Here is a 21,235-nt window from a genome sequence, read left to right as displayed (position 1 = left end):
TCGCGGCAGGCAATGATGTATCATTCTCAATCCTATCATTTCTGGGTTTGACAGGCATGAACTACAGCCCTCTGACCGCCCTCTCACCAGTCGATGGGCGCTATGCCGAAAAATGCGATGAGCTTCGTCCCCTGCTCAGCGAATATGGGCTCATCCGCTTCCGTGTGCTGATCGAAATACGCTGGCTGAAGATGCTGGCGGAACATCCTGGCATAGCCGAACTCGAAGGTTTGTCGGATCGGGGCATGGCGGCGCTGGCAGACCTGGAAGAAAACTTCGGCGAGGACGACGCCGGGGAAATCAAGAACCTGGAGACGACGACCAACCACGACGTCAAGGCGGTCGAGTACTTCATCAAGCAGAAGCTCGCAGCGGCCGGTGAACCAGCCGCAGCGCGTGAGTTCGTACATTTCGCCTGTACTTCGGAGGACATCAATAACCTGGCTTACGCTTTGATGCTGGTCGAGACCCGGGATTCGGTTCTGCTGCCGGCAATGCAGAAGCTGGAGAAAAAGCTGGATGAAATGGGCGAACGATTCCTGGGCATGGCAATGCTATCGCGGACCCACGGACAACCTGCTTCGCCGACCACGATGGGCAAGGAATTACTAAACGTTGTCCATCGCCTGGAACGACAGCGTCACCAGCTTGGCGGTGTCGAGGCACTGGGAAAAATCAATGGGGCAGTCGGCAACTTCAATGCGCATCTTTCGGCGTACCCGGATATAGACTGGGATACTCTGGGGCGGGATTTTGTCCAGTCGCTTGGTCTGGCATGGAACCCCTACACAACACAAATTGAGCCGCATGACTGGATTGCCGAATATTGCGACGCGCTTTGCCGCTATAACACCGTACTGGTCGACTTGTCGCGCGACATCTGGGGTTATATTTCCCTCGGTTATTTCAGCCAGCAGTCTGTCAAGGGGGAAGTTGGCTCCTCGACGATGCCGCACAAGGTTAACCCGATCGATTTCGAAAATGCAGAAGGTAACCTGGGTGTTGCGACAGCGCTGCTGAGCCATTTTTCCGCCAAACTGCCAATCTCCAGGTGGCAGCGTGACCTGAGCGACAGCACGGTATTGCGTAACCTGGGTGCCGGGATTGGACACGCGCTGATTGCCATGGCGTCCCTGGACAAGGGGCTGGGCAAACTGGAAGCCTGTCAGGAAAAAATGGCCGCGGACCTGACGCAGAGCTGGGAATTATTGACGGAACCCGTGCAGACCGTGATGCGTCGCTATGGCATCGAGAATTCCTATGAGCAGCTCAAGGAGCTGTCTCGGGGCCGGCAAATTACCCGCGACCAGCTACACGCTTTTGTCAATGGCCTGGATATTCCGGAGCAGGCCCGCACCGCGCTGCTGGATCTTTCGCCAGAGACTTATCTAGGTATGTCCAGATCGCGGCGGCGGACCTGATCGCTAAAAATGCCTGGCGAAAGTAATCTGCCGGCGATAATCCAGACCCGGGACCAGGCTACGGCTGCATTTGAGGAGCTGATACTGGCTTCGACGACGGCATTGAATATTGTGAGCTGCCGGCTGAATCCGGCATTGTTCAATGACGCCGCCCTGACCGAATCTCTGCGCCAGAAAATTTTGCAAAGAAGACGCTTGCTGATCAGGATTCTTATCCGGCAACCGCGCCAGGCAGTCGTCAATGGGCCAAGATTTCTTGCCCTGGCCCGACAGCTGAGCAGCAACTTTGAAATGCGTGCAGCGCCGCGGGACACCAGCCTGACTGCATCGCTTATCATCTGTGACCGGCACTCGATGATCTATCGGCCTTCATTCGAACGCTGGGATGGCCAGCTGATTACCGCCGATCCGATTCGCATTAAGGAATGGCTGGAAACCTTCGATAGCGTCTGGGAAAATGCCAGCGAAACCCCCGAGCTACGTGAAATAAGATTGTAAAATCGCTCTACCCTGTCTTGTTGATGAATAATCCGGGCCAGGTCAGGGGCCGACTGTCAGCACAAATCCTTCACTGTGGCTGGGGTTCTCAGCACCGCCATCAAATGCGGTGATGATCATCAACTGGCTGCCAAACAGATCCGGCAGGCGCGTAATCGTGACCTGACCTGTGTTCGGATCGATGTTGATAGCGGCGAAATCTATCGGCGGACTGATCGTGTAGCTAACCGTCTGCCCCGCTTCATCCGGGCTAACCGCGGCGGGCGTGACATCGAAATTGACGATACCGGGGAAATTCAATGGCAATACAACATCACCGGGAATACTGAAAACGGGCGCGTCGTTTATTGCCGATACCGCAAAAAGAAAATTCTGTTGCCAGGTGTTGTTTATTACCTGGCCATCGTCAGCCGTAATAGTAAAAATCTGGCTGCCATTCATGTTTGCCACGGCGACCGCGCTCAGCGTACCGCTGGCAGAATCGAAAACCAGATTTGCAAAGCCAATCAGAGCCGGATCGGGGTTGATGCCGTAACTGACACTCTGTCCGGACTCGTCCGCGGTCACCGGGCCAGGAACCACGGCAAGGACTGCGGTACCGGCGAAATCTTCCGCCAGCAATAAGTCTGCAACGCCAAATGTCGGCGGGTTATTGACGTCCGTTATCGACAATACGAAGCTGTCGCTGACTGACTCGGCAAGGTCGCTGGCCCAGACAGTCAGATTGAGCGGCCCGGACTTGGCATCGGCATCGGATGGCGACCCGCTGAGTAACCCGCTGGCCGGGTCAAAGAACAGACCGCTCCCTGCGGGCAAGCCAAGCAGGGCGAACGAAAGCACGTCTCCATCGCTATCGCCAAAAAAGACCGCCAGATCCATCGCAAAGAACTGGCCCTCGATCGCTGTTGAATCCGGCACCGCTTGCAACAATTGCGGCGCATTCGGCGTGGTAATCGTCAGCAACTGGCTGGCCGTGCTAATCAGGCCGGCCTCGTCCCGGACCGTCCAGATCACCGTATGTATGCCAACGGGAAAGCCCGCGGCGGGTGCGTCGTTGCCAACGACCAGCAGGCCTACGGTGGTCACGTTGTCCGCCACCACCGCTGGTCCCAGGCTGACCACGGTCAGCGCCCCGCTCCGTACCTGGGTAATATCCGCGGGCGCTTGTATGGTTGGCGCCATCTGGTCCTGCACCGTGACCCGCGTGGTAGCCAGCGATGTATTTCCGGAACTGTCGGTAGCGATAAAGGTGACCAGGGTTTCACCGAGCGCGAAAATAGGTGGCGCATCGTGAATAATCCGCACCGGATCACCGCTGTCATCGGTCGCTTGGACCAGGGAAAGCGTTCCCGCAATAGCCGGGTCCGACGACAGGGTTCCATTCGCATCGCTTGCGGCGACGATAAAAGGTGGCGGTACTTGTAAAAACACCGGGGCGATGGTGTCACCCGACGGTGGCATGGCGGAGCACGCAGTCGGGTCAACCACCGGCACCGCGGTATCGGAAAACACCACGAAGTTGTTGTTGCGGAACCTGATGACCTGACTGTTCAGATCGAGGTCGCTCGGTAGGGCGACAAAGCTGCCGTTCAGGAAAAAAAAGACGGTGCCAGCCGAGTCCCGGCCGTTTATTAAACAATCGGACAAATCCTGGCTGACTGCCTCAACCATGCTGAACGTTGGAACCGGTATCCCGTTTCTGACGGCGATATCATTCAGGACATTGGCGAGCCCGCCGAGCAACAGGGCGTATTGTCTTTGCACTTCCGGTGAAACCGGATCCGGTGCGATCGGGTCTTGCGGCAGAACTGTAAAAATGTCAAACCCGAAAACCTGAATCGCTTCGCTGCGGACTTCATCGACCGCGACCGGGAAACTGACCGGACCCGTGCGGACCCGGGCTCTCGTCAGCATGGCCTGGCTGATCATGTTGATCGCAGCCGTGGAACTCCCCGACAATACCAGGCCTTGCAATTCATCGCTGGCAGCCAGTTGAACGACCCGTTTTAGCGCCGGGTCCGGCGTCGAATCGGATTCATCGAGGTAGCTGCCGCCGCGGCTCGTGGCTATCAACAATTGCGCATTTGAATCGAGGGTGGCGAACCAGTGACCCGTGCCGTCGGTGACCGTGCTTAGTAAAGGACCTGAGCCGCTCGGTTCACCCGCGGCATCGACAGGCCAAAGATCGATGTTCGCATCCGCCAGCGGCCCCTTGGATGCCACGCCTTCGATGCTTAGCACCGCAAGGCTCTCGACCGTCACGCTGCCGGCGTTGTCTTCACCGCCACCGCATCCGGCTATCGCCAGCAGAAGGCCGGCCAGGCCTGCGCGCAATATTGTCGAATGCGGTAGCTGCATCATCGGTCACGGTCCTAACTGCTTCGGCAGTTTGTCCTTATTGGCTCAAATATGACGTGTCTCACATCACACAAACCACAGCCAAAAAAATCAGGCGGCCGGACTATTGGTCATGGCCGCCTGTTGGTTTCGTTATCGCGAACTTGTTTATTCGCCGCCGGGTGGTTCATCGGCATCGAATGCCACAGCGCCAGTTACCGACGTTCCCATACCGTCTTCCAGTGAATAGCCGAAACCCGCACCTGAGATGTTGCCATTTTCATCGCCGGTGAAGAATCCGCTAAGGCTTCCGTCACCCTGGCTGACAGAGCCATCCGTGGTGTCGGTAACGGTGACGTCATCGAATGATCCACCGAATGTCGCGTCCGCGTTGTCAATCGCAATATCGGTCGCCGATGCATTCCAGATTTCATTATTGGCATCCATAGACAGCGAGACATCCGCATCGACCGTCTGCCGATCAAAATCGGCGCTCAGGCTCGCGGAGCCCAGGGTACCCACATTGCCCGCGTTATCGGTCGGGTTGGTATTGCCGACCAGCGTAAAATTGGCCGAGCCGGTGGTCGGTAACACAGGCGTCGGCTGGCCGACCGACCCGGTTACCCAGTGCAGGCTCGAATTTCCGAGATCGTGATCGGTACTGGCACCGGTGCTGTCCATAACCGAAATCGATCCGTTGGCCCAGCGGCCCCACCGAATACCCGATGCGGCGTCCTCGCCGCGGTCGAGAATTTCGGCACTGCCAACGCTGTAGATAACATCGCTGGTATTGCCTTGAGAATCTGTCGGGATGGGTCCGCCAAACTTGACCAGGTCACCATTGCCGGTCATTAGGACCGATGCACTGGGACCGGAGGAAACGCCGCTAAACTGATCGACTGTCGCCAGTGGACCGGCCGCAAATCCTACCTGTCCTGGCTGGGACGCCTGGACATCGTTGCCTTCAGTCAGGCTGGTTGGCTGACCGCTGCCATCGGTGCCGGTAACCACAACCTGTACCTCTGCGTCGGATTCTTCGTTCTCACCGATCCAAGCAATGCCTGCGGCGAGCACATCCACGCCATCGGCAGACATCTCCGGTGCGCTGTCCTCATCCGCAACATAACCATACTGGCCAGGACCAAGCTCAAGCGACCCCGCCGCATTGGTCAAAATGACGCCGCCTTCCGTTACGCCTACATAAAGGCCGGTGTCTCCTGGCTCACACGCAGCCTCACAATAGACCGCGTCATAATCAGTTCCGCGTATACCGATGGTGGCGACCGGGGTACGCACGCGATATGCGCTCTTGTCTTTTTTCCCGACGGCGCCGGTTATGGATCGAAATCCACCTTTCACCAGGCTAAAAAAACTTCGATCCTGGCTGTCAGCAGTGCCGGCATCCGAACCGGCATAGGAAAATTCTTCGATCACGAACTCGGTCGACGGCCTCAGGGCGATTAGTCCGCCATCCGCCATCCGCAACTGCACTCGCCCGGTTGCAGCGGTGCTGAAATGATCTCCATTTTCGAAGCTCATGCCTTTGACCACTTCCTGGCGTGTCCCGTCCGCACTATCCAGCCAGGCCTGTCCGAAAACAAACGTAACCTTCCCCGCCTCTGCCGAAGCAATCATCGGCATTATCAGCATGGCTGTCAGGAGAAGCCCCTTGGTTACTGCGAATCGTATATTCATGGTCGTACCTGCCTTCCCGCTTGGTTTTGGCCAATATTTCCGGCAAGCCTAAATTAGGGTATTTCCTGAAAAATCGCTGTGAACGGCTTCACACTTGGTAAGACCTTCCCAAAAATATGTTCAATAGAGCGCGCGCAAAGTGAGACCCACGTCACACTTTGCGGTCCCGATCGGGAATGGTCTGTTTTTTAGCGCCAGATTCGTCTCAGTGACAGACCGGCGACGTCTCGATCGAAGCCGAATATTTCGACATTGGAGTTATTTTTCTGGTGCGCATAACTGTAATTTAACAACCAGTGCCGATTGATCTTCCAGGTTATGCGTAGCGTGATTTGGCTCAGCGTGTCCCGGCGGTCCTGATTGATCTGTTGCGGGAAAAATACTTCATCATATTCAGACCGGCTTATGCCCGCCATCGTCTGGAAGCGGACTTTGCTATTGAAATTCCAGCCAACAAACACCTGCAGGCCGGTAATGTAGCGGCTGTATTTCGAGCTCGGCAACCGGGCATCGTCGCGGCCAAGCAACAATGTTGCACTCGCATTGCCCAACCCGGAAGCGCCAAAAACCCGACTGATCGTTGACCCGATCAGGAACTGATCGACATCCCGAATGTCCTGATTGTCCGCATACCGGATCATGGTCAGTTTTCCCAGCAGAGAAAAATAGGTTTTGCTGTTCAGTTTGCGCTGGTAATCCCCTGCCAGACCGATGCCCTGGCTGTTTAGCTTGCTGTCGGTATCCAGCCGGTAAGCCATCAGGCCACCGGAGTACTGTGTCGTGTCGCCAAGCTTTCTGATGCGTGAGCGAATACTGCCCAGGGTGGTATTTACAAAGGAAGCATCGGGATAATTTCTTTGCCCCAGATCCGCCCGTGTGCTCCAGATCAACCCTTTTTCGAAAGGCCGTTGAATCTCGCCGCCAATCGCATAGGACGCATAGGGGCTGTCGGTTTCCCTGCTTTCCGGATCCAGCACGAATCCGAGAAAGCTGCTGGTGTCCGTTGCGCCATTGGCGTTGCTGTCAAAGCCCGCGGCAAACTCGGTGTAAGCTTGATAGCGATTTTCCCCCGGCCTGTTTCTGCTGTCGATTCGCGCCAGTAGATTGCGGATTTCCCGCTGCGCTACCGGTGGCGGATTCTGATCGCGAAGTATCAGTAAATGAAATCTTGCTTCCACCATATTCTCTTCCACAAAAAAAGCGCGGGCGAGATCCAGGCGCGCCGCCGCAAACGACGGGTCATTATCGACAGTGCGTTGCAAGGCGAAAATCGCTTTTCCGGTATGACCGGTTTCAAGCAACGCCAAACCGAACAGATAGTCGAACCGGCTGTCACCGGCCAGTTGCGGTTCCATGGGCGAAAGAATTGCAAGCGCCTGAGCAGGCTGCCCCAGATTCAGCATATGCTGTGCTTTTCGCAGACCGTCGTCGGAGGCCATGGCCACGCCCGTATACACCAGGGCCAGTATGGGGATCAGCGATTTGAAAATCCGTTTACAATTGGATGTCATGCAGAATTAACCTCCCTGGCTGCCAATGCTCCCTGGACCCGATGTTACATAACATCGCAGTTGTTTTGCAGGATAGACAATTCGACAGGCGGCAAACGTGAAGGAATTCACATTTTGCGCGAAGGAATTGACGGATTTTTCAGCCGCCCGGTTTCGCTGACGGTATACTTCCCGAATGTCATGGATCACTCATGTAACAGTTGCCGCGGTCATCCAGAAGGATGACCGTTTTTTGTTGGTCGAAGAGTTCGCCGATGGCCGCAAGGTCTTGAATCAGCCCGCCGGTCATCTCGAGCCCGGCGAGAGCCTGGTCGAGGCAGCCATTCGTGAAACACTGGAAGAAACCGCCTGGAATTTCGAACCGAAAGCTCTGATCGGTATTTATCAGTGGACCCATCCTGAAAAGCAAAAGACTTTTATCCGTTTTGCGTTTACCGGCGATGTTCTTGAACATCTTCCGGGTCGAAATCTGGACCGCGGAATAATTCGTGCGGTCTGGTTGGATAGAGGGCAGTTGCTTGCTCGTTCCGGCCAACTGCGCAGCCCCATGGTAATGCGTTGCATCGATGACTATCTCGCGGGGCAACGATTTCCTCTGGACCTGGTCAGTCATCTGCCGCTGACTCGTAAAAATCGCGACCAGGTTTCCTGAGGCGCAGATCGCCAAGGCGGTCAAAAAAAAGCATTGCGCTTATAATACGGTCTCTTCCAATCTGTCCAGGGTTACACAGTTATGCCTGCCAACAGGCGAGATCGAGTAATAGTCGGAATGTCCGGTGGCGTTGATTCATCGGTTGCCGCATTTGTGCTGTTGGAGGCCGGTTACGAAGTGCACGGCCTGTTCATGAACAACTGGGAAGACGATGAGGACGGCTATTGCCAGTCTGCCCAGGATTATCAGGATGCCCGGCAGGTATGCGCTGAACTCGGTATTCCATTGCACAAGGTCGATTTCGCAGAGGAATATCGCGAACGCGTGTTCGCCTATTTCCTGGAAGAAATTCAAGCCGGAAGAACGCCAAACCCGGATGTGCTGTGTAATCGCGAAATCAAATTCGGCGTCTTTCGTGAATACGCCTTGCGTCTCGGGGCCCGCTATATAGCCACCGGGCACTATGTCAGGGTCGAGTGCTCGGCTGCCGGTGTCAGTTTGTTAAAAGGACTGGATCAGGACAAGGACCAGAGCTACTTCCTGAATGCGGTTTCTGCAAAAGCTCTCGAGGATGCGTTGTTTCCGATCGGAGAAATGCAGAAAGCGGAAGTCCGATCCATCGCCCGGAAGCAGGGGTTTGATAATTTTGGGAAAAAGGACAGCACCGGCATCTGTTTTATCGGCGAACGCCATTTCCGCAGTTTTCTGGAAAACTACCTACCGGCAACCCCGGGCGATATTCGCGACCCGGACGGCGAAATACTGGGCCGGCACGATGGACTGATGTATTACACGCTGGGTCAGAGACAAGGGCTGGGGATCGGCGGTCGCAAGGGGCACGCCGAGTCGCCGTGGTATGTCGCCGGCAAGAATCTGGAGCGCAACACGCTGATGGTTGTACAGGGGCACGATCATCCCCTGCTGTACAGCAGTGGTCTGCGAGCGATCGACAGTCATTGGATCGGTACACAACCTGAAAGCGGAGCCCATCTGGCCGCCAAGACACGATACCGGCAAAAGGACCAGCCCTGCACGATCACCCTGGATGCCCAGGGGAACTTTTCGCTGTTTTTCGATTACCCCCAAAGGGCAGTGACGCCCGGCCAGTTTGCGGTGGTTTATGATGGTGAACGGTGTCTGGGCGGAGGGGTCATCGATGCGATTCTGCCGCTCGCCGCGAAACACGCGCCACTTAGCGCCAGGCAACGCGATGCCGTATAATTTACGGCTTGCCCTGCCATTTCGGAGACCTCATGACGGACTCGTTTGACGCACGCTCGATGCTAAAAGTCGGCGACAAGGAATACCAGATTTACCGGTTGGATGCCCTTGAAGGCACCCACTACCAGCGGCTGCCCTATTCGTTGAAGATCCTGCTCGAAAACCTCCTGCGTCACGAGAATGGCATAGACATTACGCGGGACGATATCGAGGCAGTGGCCAACTGGGACGCAAAGGCCGAACCCAGCCAGGAGATTGCTTTCACGCCGGCGCGCGTTATTTTGCAGGACTTTACCGGTGTGCCGGCAGTCGTTGATCTCGCGGCGATGCGTGATGCCGTTGTCAGGCTCGGCGGAAAGGCCGCTGACATCAATCCCCTGTCACCCGCCGAACTGGTTATCGATCATTCGGTTCAGGTCGATAATTATGGTTCCGCCGACGCACTGGATCTGAATAATATTATCGAATTCCAGCGCAATAAGGAGCGCTATTCATTCCTGCGCTGGGGACAAAATGCCTTTGACAACTTCCTGGTCGTTCCTCCGAACACCGGAATCGTTCACCAGGTCAACCTGGAGTACCTTGCACGAGTTGTCTTTGGGGTTGAAAAGGATGGTGTGCTGCAGGCTTACCCGGACACACTGGTCGGCACCGACTCCCACACGACGATGGTGAATGGACTGGGGGTCCTGGGTTGGGGAGTCGGTGGCATCGAGGCCGAAGCAGCCATGCTGGGCCAGGCGATCACGATGCTGATCCCACAGGTCATCGGCTTCAAACTGAGCGGCAATTTGCCTGAGGGGGCCACCGCGACCGACCTGGTACTCACCGTTACCCAGATGCTTCGTGAAAAAGGCGTGGTTGGAAAATTTGTCGAGTTCTACGGCGATGGGCTGGCGAAACTGCCGCTTGCCGATCGTGCGACGCTGGCCAACATGGCGCCGGAGTTCGGCAGTACTTGCGCAATATTCCCGATCGACGGTGAAACCCTCCGCTACCTCGAACTGAGCGGCCGCGATGCGCACACCATCGAACTGGTCGAAGCCTACGCCAGGGTCCAGGGTCTCTGGCGTGATGATGGACAATCCGATGCAGATTACAGCGACGTTCTGGAACTGGACATAGCGAATGTCGAGCCTTGCATCGCCGGGCCGAAACGGCCGCAGGACCGGATCACCCTGAAATCGGCGGCCAGAGTGTTCCAGGATCACCTGGCGCAGGAAATCAGCGGCAGGGACAGTAACGGCCGGGCCGATGTCAGCATGGATGGCCAGGATTTTGAGCTTTGCGATGGCTCGGTGCTGATCGCGGCAATCACCAGTTGCACGAATACATCGAACCCGGCCGTGATGATAGCGGCCGGTTTGCTGGCAAGAAACGCTGCCGCAAAGGGGCTAAAGACCAAACCGTGGGTCAAGGGCAGCCTGGCGCCGGGGTCGCGGGTGGTCAGCGAGTATCTCGAGAAAGCGGATTTGCTGGATGACCTGGAGAAAATGGGCTTTTACCTGGTCGGCTATGGTTGCACGACATGCATCGGCAATTCCGGGCCGCTGCGACCGGAAATCCGGGAAGCGGTGGAAAACAGCCAACTGGTAGGTTGTGCCGTGCTCTCGGGCAACCGGAATTTCGAGGGTCGCATTCACCCGTTGGTCAGAATGAATTTTCTCGCTTCACCGCCGCTGGTGGTGGCCTATGCGTTGGCCGGCAATATGAACGTCGACCTGATCAACAGTTCGCTGGGAATAGATGCCGATGGCGAGCCCGTGTATCTGCGGGACATCTGGCCGAGCCAGCGGGAAATTCACGCAAAGATGGATGCCTGCGTTAACCGTGAAATGTTCCTGCACGAGTACGCAAAGGTATTCGATGGCGACAAAAATTGGAACGGCTTGCAGGTTGCCGAAGGAGAACTCTACCAGTGGCAAGCGGATTCGACCTATGTCAAGAATCCGCCTTATTTTGCCGGTATGACGATGGCGGCGGCGCCGGTCGGCGATATATCCGGCGCGCGGGTACTGGTCTTGCTCGGCGACTCGGTGACCACCGACCATATTTCACCGGCGGGCAGCATTGCGAGCGACAGCCCGGCCGCCGATTACCTGCGGGCAGAGGGCGTGAAAACGGCTGACTTCAATTCCTACGGATCGAGGCGCGGTAATCACGAAGTGATGATGCGCGGTACTTTTGCGAATATCCGCCTGCGTAACCAGCTGGCACCGGGTACCGAAGGCGGCTGGACCCGCCATCAGCCCGGCGGCGAACAGCTGTCCATCTACGAAGCCGCCATGCGTTACCATGACGAAGGGACTCCGCTGCTGGTTATTGCCGGTAAGGAATACGGTACCGGTTCGTCTCGTGACTGGGCGGCAAAGGGCACTAAACTGCTTGGCGTACAGGCGGTAATTGCAGAAAGTTACGAGCGCATCCACCGTTCCAACCTGATCGGCATGGGCGTACTGCCGCTGGAGTTCATGGATGGGGACAATGCGGAAAACCTGGGCATCACCGGCCAGGAGAGCTTCACGATCAATGGCCTGGAGGACGCGAATGCGGAATCGGTCAGGGTGGTCGCGATGCCTGAATCCGGCGAAGCGATTCATTTTTCTGCGCGGGTCCGCATCGACACGCCAAAAGAACGCGAGTACTACAGAAATGGCGGCATTCTCCACTATGTTTTGCGCCAGTTGGCAGGGCGAGCAAAGGCGGCATGATCTGCTTAGCAACCGGCCATTCAGCGGTTCCGGAAAGATCGCAGTGGGCGCCCAGTGAGCGGCGAAGTTCCTATCGGGCTGACAGCAAGACTGGCGGCCGCTGAAAGCGTCTGCGTTCTGACCGGCTCCGGCGTATCGGCGGAAAGCGGCGTGCCGACCTTTCGCGATGCGCAAACCGGGTTGTGGGCGAAATTCAAGCCGGAAGCTCTGGCGACCATGGAGGCGTTCCAGCACGATCCATCGCTGGTCTGGGAATGGTATCAATGGCGCCGGAAGCTGGTAAGGCAGGCCAGGCCAAACGCAGCTCATTCTGCGCTGGTCGATCTGGAGCGGATGTTCCCTCGATTCAGCCTGATCTCGCAGAACGTGGATGGTCTGCACCAGGCTGCGGGCAGCCGGAATATGATCGAATTTCACGGCAATATCATGCGCACGGTGTGCTCGGAAGAAGGCTGCGTGGTCGAAGATTATGACGCCAGCAAGTCGCCCCCACCCTGCCCTCGCTGCGGCGCTTATTTACGTCCGGACGTAGTCTGGTTCGGCGAGCAAATAGACCCCGATGCCCTGGCGGCGGCTATCGAATACGCGGGCGCCTGCGATGTGTTTTTTGCCATCGGCACCTCGGCGCTGGTCCAGCCTGCCGCGGGGCTCGCTGAGCTTGCGCTGCAATCCGGCGCCTGCCTGGTCGAGATAAATCCGCAGGAGACTTCGCTAAGCGACCGCGCCAACTATGCCTTGCACGGCACCGCGGCTCAGTTTCTGCCGGCGCTCGTCCGGGCATTGCGCGATAGTCCGGGCGAGCGTGAATATGACTTGCCAGAAATGAGAAAGCCATGACGACACTAAACGGGAAAACCCTTTTCATCACCGGCGCGAGCCGAGGCATTGGCCGAGCGATCGCTTGCCGGGCAGCGCGTGACGGCGCAAACATCGTGATCGCCGCAAAAACCGAACACGAGCATCCGCAGCTTCCCGGCACCATATCCAGTGTTGCGCGGGAAATAGAGCAAGCCGGAGGCAAGGCCCTGCCGATCCGGACCGATATCCGCGACGAGGCACAGGTGAGCGCAGCGGTCGACCAGGCGGTTGGTCATTTCGGCGGCATCGATATCCTGGTCAACAATGCCAGCGCAATTTACCTGGCGGGCACCCTGGGCACACCGATGAAACGCTTTGACCTGATGTTTGACGTCAATGTACGGGGAACCTACCTTTGTTCCCAGGCATGTTTGCCGCATCTTTTGCAATCCGGGCAGGCGAAGATACTCAATCTGGCGCCGCCTCCGAACCTGGATCCTAAGTGGTTCAAGGAGCATGTTGCATATACCATCGCCAAGTACGGAATGAGCCTGTGTGTGCTGGGCATGGCCCGGGAGTTTGCCAACAGTGGCTTATCGGTCAGTGCGTTGTGGCCGCGTACGGTGATCGCAACGGCCGCGATCAAGATGCTGGGTGACCTCGTAAAACCCGAACAATGCCGTCATCCGGAGATCGTTGCCGATGCGGCTCACCTGATTTTGTCGGCTGCGGACCAAAGATACAACGGACAGTTCCTGATCGATGAGGATGTACTCAGGGAATCTGGCGTTAGCGATTTCTCTCGCTACGCGGTCAGCCCCGGTACGGCACTGGCGCCCGATCTGTTTCTCGATTAGCTTTGCTGCGAGCAGGAGCGCAAATGATGAAAAACATATGGCAATGGCAGGAGCCCGATGCGCAGTGGAATCCCCGGCTGATCGCCGCCGGTGTAGTGCTCGCGGTCTTGCTGGTCATTATTTTGATTCTCGCATTCTGGTGGTCACGCGAGCCAAACCCGTTCTGGGTGACTTCCGATGTATCCGGGCAACGCGCACCCATCGGTTATTCCACGACCCAAACACTGATCGAAGTGACCGAAATACTCCTCGATAAGCCTGGCGGGTACCTGAGCAACGACATTGCCCCGCCCGGGATATTTCTGGACAACATTCCAAGCTGGGAATTTGGGGTCGTGGTGCAGGTGCGAGATCTCGCCCGGGTATTGCGCAATGACTACAGCCGCTCGCAGTCCCAGTCGTTGGAAGATCCCGATCTGGCGCTCGCGGAACCGGTATTGAATTACGATCACAACTCATGGATGTTGCCATCGAGTGAGCGACAGTACCGCAAGGGAATCCGTTATCTCAAAGCTTATCGCGATCGACTCAGCGACCCGGAAAATCGCAATGCCCAATTTTACGCGCGGGCGGATAATTTACGGGAGTGGCTGGTGGTGGTTGAGAAAAGGTTGGGCAGTCTGTCGCAAAGACTCAGCGCCAGTGTCGGACAGGTCCGGGTAAACACCGATCTGGCCGGTGAAAGGGCCGCGGCAAACACCGATATTCTGCCGGACTACGTTTCGGTCGAAACGCCATGGCTGAAAATCGACAACGTATTTTTTGAGGCCAGAGGGACGACCTGGGCGCTGGTCCATTTTCTCAGGGCCGCACAGTTTGATTTCGAGAAAGTCCTCAAGGACAAGAACGCGATCGTGTCGCTGCGCCAGATCATCCGTGAACTCGAAGGCGGCCTGCGTCCCATCAAAAGCCCGGTGATTCTGAATGGCTCAGGCTATGGAATTTTTGCCAATCACTCACTGGTGCTCGCCTCGTACCTGTCGCGCGCCAACTCGGCGGTCATCAATCTCAGGGAATTGCTGGACCAGGGTTAAGCAGAAAGCAGCGACAAGCGTTCACAGTTCTGCGAACAGCCAGCCGGGGATGCGGGTCCAGCCATCGTTCAGGCGCTGGTCGAGTATCCTGCCCCCCGGGGAATATTGTTCGACGAGTGCCCAAAAACGCGGCGAGTGGTTCATGTGCCTGAGGTGGCACAATTCATGGATCAGCAGGTAGCGAACCAGTTCCGGTTCCTGGAACAGCAGGCACAGATTCAAACTGAGTGTTCTATTCGATGAGCAACTACCCCAGCGCGAACGCTGCGCCCGAATCTGGATTGCGCGGGGGCGCAAACCGGTTTTCAATGCCAGCGCGCCAACTGCCGGTACCATAAACGCGCGCGCCTTTCGTCTGAGCCAGTTCAACAATGCGCGCCGGCGGCCGACATCGTCATTGGCGCCAAATACTTCAAGGCCGGTGTCTGATTCCGCCACCCGCAGCCTGGCACGCGGATTCGGGTTGTAGCTGACCGACCATTCCCGATCCAGTACGCCCAGCCTGATATGCGACGGCGGCCCGGTTCCCGGGTCGAGGTGACGACGGTTCATTCCCACACAGGTTTCCCGAATCCAGGTCGCATGCGCTCTGACAAATGACTCCACTTCCCGTACCGGCATGCGCCTGGGCACGACAATCTCGACCAGCCCCGGCGGGTGCACCTGGATACTCAAGTGGCGGGCGCGGCTGCTCCGCCGGATTCTGAAGTTCGCAACCTTTTCCGCAGGCTCCAACAACGCTGACTGGCCCATGTCGAACGGCGGTATGGTGGGAGTTTTCAATTTAGTCAAGACATTAAGTGTTACATATAACTGATTGTTAACATTAAATATTCATAGCTAAGAGAGTGCCTTGCCTGATCGCACGCTTGGCATCCAGTTCGGTGGCCTTGTCGGCCCCGCCAATCAGGTGGACGGACAATCCAGCGGCCCGCAGCGGTCCTTCAAGCTCCCGGCACGGCAGCTGCCCCGCACAGCTCACGATGTTATCCACGGCCAGCAGGCGGGGTTCGCCGCCGATGGTGATATGCAGACCCCGTGAGTCAATTTTTTCATAGCTCACCCCGGCGAGCATTTGAACGCCCCGATTACGCAAGCTGAGACGATGAATCCAGCCGGTTGTTTTACCGAGGCTGGCTCCGGGCTTGCTGGCTTTTCTCTGCAACAGGTAGATTTTTCGCAGCGACGGTCGCTCGTGCGCTCCCGACCCGGCCAGGCCTCCCCGGTGCGCATAGGCCGGGTCTATACCCCACTCTTGGCAAAATGAACCGACATCCAGGCTGGTTGGTTCTCCCGACTGACTGAGAAACTCGGCTACATCGAAGCCAATGCCGCCGGCGCCGATGATGGCCACGCGGTCGCCCGCTGTTCGCCGGCTCAACAACACATCGATATAGCTCAAAACCATTGGGTCATCGATCCCGGCGATATCCGGTGTACGCGGCAAAACGCCGCTGGCGAGTACGACCTCATCAAATTCGCCGGCGCCCAGGGCCGCGTGATCGACCTTCCGGCCAAGACGCACATCGACCTCTGCCGCGGCCAGGCGGTTGCGGAAAAAGCGCAGGGTTTCATTGAATTCCTCCTTGCCCGGTACCTGTCTCGCCATGTTCAACTGGCCCCCGATCGAATCCGCCGCGTCGAACAGGACGACCCGGTGGCCCCGCTCAGCGGCGGTCGCCGCGCAGGCCAGCCCGGCCGGGCCGGCGCCGACCACGGCGAGCCGGACAGGCCTGGCGGTCCGGCTGATGGATATTTCAGTTTCATAACAGGCCCGCGGGTTCACCAGGCACGTAGCGCGTTCTTTTCTGAAGGTATGGTCGAGACAAGCCTGATTGCAGGCGATACAAGTGTTGATCGATTCCGCCTTGCCGGCCCTGGCCTTGCTCATAAACTGTTCATCCGCGAGGAACGGCCGGGCCATGGAAACCATATCGGCGCAGCCCTGGGCGAGGACTTCCTCAGCCTTTTCCGGCGTGTTGATTCTGTTGGTGGTAATCAGCGGGATGCTCAGCTTGCCCATGAGCCGCTTGCTGACCCAGGCAAAACCCGCGCGCGGAACCATCGTTGCAATGGTTGGTATCCTGGCCTCGTGCCAGCCGATCCCGGTATTGATCATGCTGCTGCCAGCCGCGGTGACCGCCTGCGCGAGGTGCTCAACTTCGCTCCAGTCCTGGCCATCGTCGATCAGGTCCAGCATCGACAACCGGTAGATGATAATGAAATCGTCGCCGACGGCCTCGCGGGTCCGGCGCACAATCTCGACCGGAAACCGCATGCGGTTGGCAAAAGGTCCGCCCCATGGGTCGGTACGCTGGTTGGTTCGTGTAACCAGGAATTGATTGATCAGGTAACCTTCCGAACCCATGATTTCGACGCCGTGATAGCCTGCTTCTCTCGCCAGCACGGCGCAGCGGACGAATGCCCTGATTTGTGATTCCACGCCGGTCGCGCTTAGCGCTCTGGGTCTGAACGGGCTGATCGGCGATTTGACAGCGGATGGCGCAACACAAAAAGGATGATAGCCATAGCGGCCGGCATGCAATATTTGCATGCAGATTCTGCCGCCTTCCGCTTGTACTGCCCGGGTAACCAGCCGGTGCCGCGCCACGTGGCCCTTGCTGGAGAGCCGGCCGGCAAACGGACCGACCCAGCCGGCGATGTTGGGTGCAATCCCGCCAGTCACGATCAGGCCCACACCATGTGCCGCGCGTTCAGCGAAATAAGCGGCCAGTTTGTGATAATCCGAGCGCTTGTCCTCGAGGCCGGTATGCATGGAGCCCATCAAAACCCGGTTGGGCAATTGCATAAAGCCCAGGTCGAGCGGTGAGAACAGATTGGGGTAGAGCGGGTGTGGCTCGGTCATTGCTTTCCTTTTCAGTGGCCGCAAGCGACATCATACGACACCTTTGGCGCTCGCATGCAAGCCCGCTGTTGCCCGGATCGGCTGTTGCCGATGGGTAGCATAATCCCCTAAGCTGTCCGCTACTTATCAGTCGGATTTCCCAAAGCGCTCATGATTCACTGTCCATTGCAATCTACGAAGATGCATCTGCCTGTCGCGGCACACGGCTCGCCCGATCCCAAAAAAGAACCTATCGACCCATGAGCGCAGTCCTGGAAGTTCACAACCTGGTCAAAGAATATCCCGGCGTCACCGCGGTCGCCGGGATCAGTTTTTCCGTAGACGAAGGCAGTTGTTTTGGCATGCTGGGCCCCAACGGCGCCGGCAAAACCACGGCTGTGGAAATCATGGAGGGCATCCGATCGGCCAGTAGCGGGGAAATACTTTACCGGGGAAAGCCGATCGGCGCGGATTTCAGGAACGAAGCGGGCATGCAATTTCAGTCCACGGCCCTGCAAGATCACCTGACCGTAAGAGAATCACTGCAGTTGTTTCGCGGCTTTTATAAACATGGCGCGGATCTCGACGAACTGATCGAATCCTGCTCCCTGGAGCAACTGCTGGACAGGGATAACCGCAAACTTTCCGGCGGCCAGCGTCAGCGCTTGTTGCTGGCGATCGCGCTGGTCAACGATCCGAAAATCCTGTTCCTTGACGAGCCCACAACCGGTCTGGATCCGCAGGCCAGGCGTAACTTCTGGGACCTGATAGAAAAGATCAAGAAACGCCGCACGACCGTGTTGCTCACCACCCACTATATGGATGAAGCCTACATCCTCTGCGACACCATCGCGATCATGGACCACGGCAAGATCATCGCGCACGGTTCACCGGAATCCCTGCTCAAGGAACACTTCAGCGATGTCATTATCGAACTGCCGCGCGAGGATTTTACGGTTTCACCGGCAAGCCTGCCGTGGACGGTTCATGAGAAAATCGATTCGGTCGAAATATCGGTTGCCAGCGTCAGCGAGACCTTGGCCAAATTGCTCGAACTTGGCGTCAGTATCGACCGGATAAAGATCCGGCCACGGAACCTGGAAGACCTTTTCCTCGAACTGACCGGCACGGAGCTCAGGGCATGATTTCCCGAATATTGGCGATCCTGCATGCGCGGAACATCGAATTCCTCAGGGATCGTTCGGCGCTGGGCTGGAATATCCTGTTGCCGGTGTTGCTGGTTGTCGGCATGGGCGTTATTTTTTCGGGCGACGGGCGATCGATGTTCAAGGTCGCGGTCCTTCAGCAGTCCAAGGTAATCGACCTGGCCGCACACCCGTTCCTGCAAACCCGGTTTATCGATTTTTATGCGGTCAGCGATCTCGATGATGCGTTGGCCAAATTATCGCGCCACCAGATGGATATGCTGATCAGTCCCGCCGATCAACCACCACAATACTGGGTTAACGAATCGTCGCCGAAGGGTTACATGCTGGAGAAGCTGATCGCCGGCACTGGCAGTAGCGATTTCATTCGCGGCACGGTCAGCGGATCGGCGGTTCGCTATGTAGACTGGCTGCTACCGGGAATTCTCGGCATGAACATGATGTTCAGTTGCCTGTTTGGCGTAGGTTATGTGGTGGTTCGCTATCGCAAGAACGGTTTTCTGAAGCGCCTGAAGGCGACGCCGCTGACGCCGTTCGAATTTCTGACCGCACAAGTGCTGTCGCGCCTGGTGCTGATAATGGGTCTGACCGCGATGGTTTTCGCCGGTACCAGCTACCTGATCGATTTCAAAATGTCGGGCAGCTATCTGGCGCTGTTCGTGGTTGCCACGCTGGGCGCGACCTGCCTGATTTCCACGGGTCTGCTGGTCGCGGTGCGCACGGCCAGCGAAGAACTCGCCGGCGGTCTGCTCAATATGATCAGTTGGCCGATGATGCTGTTATCGGGAGTCTGGTTTTCGCTGGAAGGAACGCCGCAGTATGTGCAGGATATTGCCGGCTTATTCCCGCTAACCCCGCTGCTCGATGCGGCCCGGCATATCATGCTGGATGGCGCAGGCCTGGCCGAGGTGATGCCGCAGGTCACTCAGCTTGCGGCAATGACTATTGTATTGCTCGCCATCGGCGCCTGGCTGTTCCGCTGGCAGGAAGACTAGAACTCCTGCTTCTCAAGATAAATCATAATAATCAAATAGTTACCTGAATTCATGGGCATCCATTTCCTCTCTGGGTAGCACTGTGGGTAGCAATAGGACAGAAATCTGCTCAAAAACGATGTTTTTAGATCCCCAGACCACTCACTGCCAAAACTGACAAAAGGGCTGTGATTACCTATGTCCGCTAATGATCCGAAGCGGACGCCTGCAGGAGTTTCCACGGCAGCCGATATATGATGCAGAAATGGACACTAAGTCATTCTTAATCGGGGCGGCCAGTGGAGTGTTAGTTTTCGCCGCAGTAAGCTGGGTTCGGGACGCTGACCAAGAAAATGGACTGCCCGAGGCACCCAGTTCGGAAGCTACACCAACAACCGCCCCAAACGTGGGATTGCCCGTTGCAAAAGAGGAACGGACAGCCGATTCATCGCCTACCATGCAATCCACTGATAGAGTGACCTCGAGCAAACAAAGCGAGGCCCGGCAAACTCCGGCTACCGAGGCCCACGATCAGCCTATTGCCGACAGCGACATTCCCGACCGGAGTTCCGGCTTGCTGGCAGGCCGCCGCACGGAGCTGGAGGTCGAGCCGAAAGACGATGGTTGGGCGTATTACATGGAGCAGGCGATACTACAATTCCTGACTAGCCACCCTGCGATAACTCAGTTCGATATCTCTTATATCGATTGTAGGACCACCGTATGTAACATACAGGTCATTGGCTACGATGAAAGTACAGGTCCTACATGGCATCGAATTATTTATGACCTGCGTCAACAGCCTTGGAGTGAATTCGAAATGTGGGGAAGCTCGGTATTCATTGAGGATGGGCGTCCTGTAACACGCACTAGATTACATCGTCAACAAAACAGAAACTAACGGTCTGCTTCCGACCCAAAGCGGCCATTTCAACATTTAACTTTTGTTAATCTCTGCGATGTTGACAACAATTGACTACCCCGAAGCGACAAGCACCCCGAAGTTCATGACTACACGTTCGGAGATGAGTTTGTCGGTCTTGTCGAAGTGATAAAAGGCGACGAACGGCAGTTCGACGTTGCGGCCCGTGGCTTTAATGCCTTGGAATTCACCGACATGTTTGCCGCACAGGCGTCCCTCGACGATGATTTCGTCGTCTGTGAAATGTGTGTCGTCGATATAGTTGTGAATGTCTTCAAAAGCGCCGCCCGTGCCGGAAAAACCCAAAAGGCCGTGCGCATCACGAATGCTTTGCGGGTCCGTGAACGGGATTCGGTTGAAAAGCACCTCAGCGTCGGGTGAAAAGGTCGCCATAATACCATTCATGTCGTGGCTGTTCTCAACGTCATAGTGGGTTTTAAGCAGGGCTCTGCGTCGGGTCTTCTCGCTATCGGTAGTGGACATGGGTCATCCTCCTAGTTGTCGATCTCAGCCGTTCTAAGGGCCGGAAGAGGCGGGATCGTTGAAGCTCCTCATTTGTCTAACGGGAGCAAGACATGAGCGAAGCGACGATA

16 protein-coding genes are annotated in these 21,235 nt (G+C 56.9%); 10 read left to right on the top strand and 6 right to left on the bottom strand.

Features of this window, described 5'->3' with window-relative positions:
- Positions 1 to 56 precede the first annotated feature (56 nt).
- Positions 57 to 1,421 (top strand): adenylosuccinate lyase, encoded by a 1,365-nt coding sequence (gene purB / locus IIA05_02915; GenBank protein MCH9026053.1) that lies wholly within the window; start codon positions 57 to 59, stop codon positions 1,419 to 1,421.
- A gap of 9 nt (positions 1,422 to 1,430) precedes the next feature.
- Positions 1,431 to 1,919 carry a hypothetical protein gene (locus IIA05_02910; GenBank protein ID MCH9026052.1) on the top strand — a complete coding sequence of 163 codons (489 nt, stop codon included), beginning with the start codon at positions 1,431 to 1,433 and terminating at the stop codon, positions 1,917 to 1,919.
- Between the two features lie 42 nt (positions 1,920 to 1,961).
- Here IIA05_02910 and IIA05_02905 read toward each other — a convergent pair whose 3' ends face one another.
- The 3 genes from IIA05_02905 to IIA05_02895 form a co-directional block, all read right to left on the bottom strand.
- Entirely contained in the window at positions 1,962 to 4,280 is a 2,319-nt protein-coding gene (locus IIA05_02905; protein ID MCH9026051.1) for a hypothetical protein, read from the bottom strand.
- 144 nt (positions 4,281 to 4,424) lie between these two features.
- Positions 4,425 to 5,951 (bottom strand): FecR domain-containing protein, encoded by a 1,527-nt coding sequence (locus IIA05_02900; GenBank protein ID MCH9026050.1) that lies wholly within the window; start codon positions 5,949 to 5,951, stop codon positions 4,425 to 4,427.
- Positions 5,952 to 6,139: 188 nt separating this feature from the next.
- Positions 6,140 to 7,462: an outer membrane beta-barrel protein gene (locus tag IIA05_02895; protein MCH9026049.1), complete on the bottom strand. Its 1,323-nt coding sequence runs from the start codon at positions 7,460 to 7,462 to the stop codon at positions 6,140 to 6,142.
- Between the two features lie 175 nt (positions 7,463 to 7,637).
- On the opposite strand from IIA05_02895, the gene IIA05_02890 reads away from it, so the two are divergent.
- The 6 genes from IIA05_02890 (at position 7,638) to IIA05_02865 (ending at position 14,735) form a co-directional block, all read left to right on the top strand.
- Positions 7,638 to 8,114 (top strand): NUDIX hydrolase, encoded by a 477-nt coding sequence (locus tag IIA05_02890; GenBank protein MCH9026048.1) that lies wholly within the window; start codon positions 7,638 to 7,640, stop codon positions 8,112 to 8,114.
- Between the two features lie 81 nt (positions 8,115 to 8,195).
- Positions 8,196 to 9,335 (top strand): tRNA 2-thiouridine(34) synthase MnmA, encoded by a 1,140-nt coding sequence (gene mnmA, locus IIA05_02885; GenBank protein MCH9026047.1) that lies wholly within the window; start codon positions 8,196 to 8,198, stop codon positions 9,333 to 9,335.
- A 32-nt stretch (positions 9,336 to 9,367) separates the two neighbouring features.
- Entirely contained in the window at positions 9,368 to 12,046 is a 2,679-nt protein-coding gene (acnA, locus tag IIA05_02880; protein MCH9026046.1) for an aconitate hydratase AcnA, read from the top strand.
- Between the two features lie 54 nt (positions 12,047 to 12,100).
- A complete protein-coding gene (locus IIA05_02875) occupies positions 12,101 to 12,883 on the top strand; it encodes an NAD-dependent deacylase (GenBank protein ID MCH9026045.1) in 783 nt (260 codons plus the stop codon).
- Complete coding sequence (locus IIA05_02870) at positions 12,880 to 13,701, top strand: NAD(P)-dependent oxidoreductase (GenBank protein MCH9026044.1); 822 nt, start codon at positions 12,880 to 12,882, stop codon at positions 13,699 to 13,701. Before IIA05_02875 ends, IIA05_02870 begins: the two co-directional genes overlap by 4 nt.
- A 26-nt stretch (positions 13,702 to 13,727) precedes the next feature.
- Positions 13,728 to 14,735, top strand: coding sequence for a DUF2333 family protein (locus IIA05_02865; protein ID MCH9026043.1), 1,008 nt, complete (start codon positions 13,728 to 13,730; stop codon positions 14,733 to 14,735).
- A 21-nt stretch (positions 14,736 to 14,756) separates the two neighbouring features.
- On the opposite strand, the gene IIA05_02860 is transcribed toward IIA05_02865, so the two are convergent.
- Entirely contained in the window at positions 14,757 to 15,527 is a 771-nt protein-coding gene (locus tag IIA05_02860) for a M48 family metallopeptidase (protein ID MCH9026042.1), read from the bottom strand.
- Positions 15,528 to 15,561: 34 nt separating this feature from the next.
- Entirely contained in the window at positions 15,562 to 17,601 is a 2,040-nt protein-coding gene (locus IIA05_02855; protein MCH9026041.1) for an NADPH-dependent 2,4-dienoyl-CoA reductase, read from the bottom strand.
- 239 nt (positions 17,602 to 17,840) lie between these two features.
- Here IIA05_02855 and IIA05_02850 point away from each other — a divergent pair, with 239 nt between their 5' ends.
- Complete coding sequence (locus IIA05_02850) at positions 17,841 to 18,725, top strand: ABC transporter ATP-binding protein (protein MCH9026040.1); 885 nt, start codon at positions 17,841 to 17,843, stop codon at positions 18,723 to 18,725.
- Entirely contained in the window at positions 18,722 to 19,741 is a 1,020-nt protein-coding gene (locus tag IIA05_02845; protein MCH9026039.1) for an ABC transporter permease, read from the top strand. The genes IIA05_02850 and IIA05_02845 overlap by 4 nt, the downstream gene beginning before the upstream one ends.
- A 955-nt stretch (positions 19,742 to 20,696) precedes the next feature.
- Here the strand turns inward: IIA05_02845 and IIA05_02840 are convergent.
- Positions 20,697 to 21,125: a nuclear transport factor 2 family protein gene (locus IIA05_02840; GenBank protein ID MCH9026038.1), complete on the bottom strand. Its 429-nt coding sequence runs from the start codon at positions 21,123 to 21,125 to the stop codon at positions 20,697 to 20,699.
- Positions 21,126 to 21,235: the final 110 nt, after the last annotated feature.

The organism is Pseudomonadota bacterium (genome assembly GCA_022572885.1).
Lineage (GTDB): Bacteria > Pseudomonadota > Gammaproteobacteria > Steroidobacterales > MnTg04 > MnTg04.
This window is presented reverse-complemented; position numbering and strand designations above follow the sequence as displayed.

Coding starts and splice junctions, on each gene's coding strand:
- purB (MCH9026053.1), top strand. CDS start 57: ATGAACTACAGCCCTCTGACCGCCCTCTCACCAGTCGATGGGCGCTAT.
- IIA05_02910 (MCH9026052.1), top strand. CDS start 1,431: ATGCCTGGCGAAAGTAATCTGCCGGCGATAATCCAGACCCGGGACCAG.
- IIA05_02905 (MCH9026051.1), bottom strand. CDS start 4,280: ATGATGCAGCTACCGCATTCGACAATATTGCGCGCAGGCCTGGCCGGC.
- IIA05_02900 (MCH9026050.1), bottom strand. CDS start 5,951: ATGAATATACGATTCGCAGTAACCAAGGGGCTTCTCCTGACAGCCATG.
- IIA05_02895 (MCH9026049.1), bottom strand. CDS start 7,462: ATGACATCCAATTGTAAACGGATTTTCAAATCGCTGATCCCCATACTG.
- IIA05_02890 (MCH9026048.1), top strand. CDS start 7,638: ATGTCATGGATCACTCATGTAACAGTTGCCGCGGTCATCCAGAAGGAT.
- mnmA (MCH9026047.1), top strand. CDS start 8,196: ATGCCTGCCAACAGGCGAGATCGAGTAATAGTCGGAATGTCCGGTGGC.
- acnA (MCH9026046.1), top strand. CDS start 9,368: ATGACGGACTCGTTTGACGCACGCTCGATGCTAAAAGTCGGCGACAAG.
- IIA05_02870 (MCH9026044.1), top strand. CDS start 12,880: ATGACGACACTAAACGGGAAAACCCTTTTCATCACCGGCGCGAGCCGA.
- IIA05_02865 (MCH9026043.1), top strand. CDS start 13,728: ATGAAAAACATATGGCAATGGCAGGAGCCCGATGCGCAGTGGAATCCC.
- IIA05_02855 (MCH9026041.1), bottom strand. CDS start 17,601: ATGACCGAGCCACACCCGCTCTACCCCAATCTGTTCTCACCGCTCGAC.
- IIA05_02850 (MCH9026040.1), top strand. CDS start 17,841: ATGAGCGCAGTCCTGGAAGTTCACAACCTGGTCAAAGAATATCCCGGC.
- IIA05_02845 (MCH9026039.1), top strand. CDS start 18,722: ATGATTTCCCGAATATTGGCGATCCTGCATGCGCGGAACATCGAATTC.
- IIA05_02840 (MCH9026038.1), bottom strand. CDS start 21,125: ATGTCCACTACCGATAGCGAGAAGACCCGACGCAGAGCCCTGCTTAAA.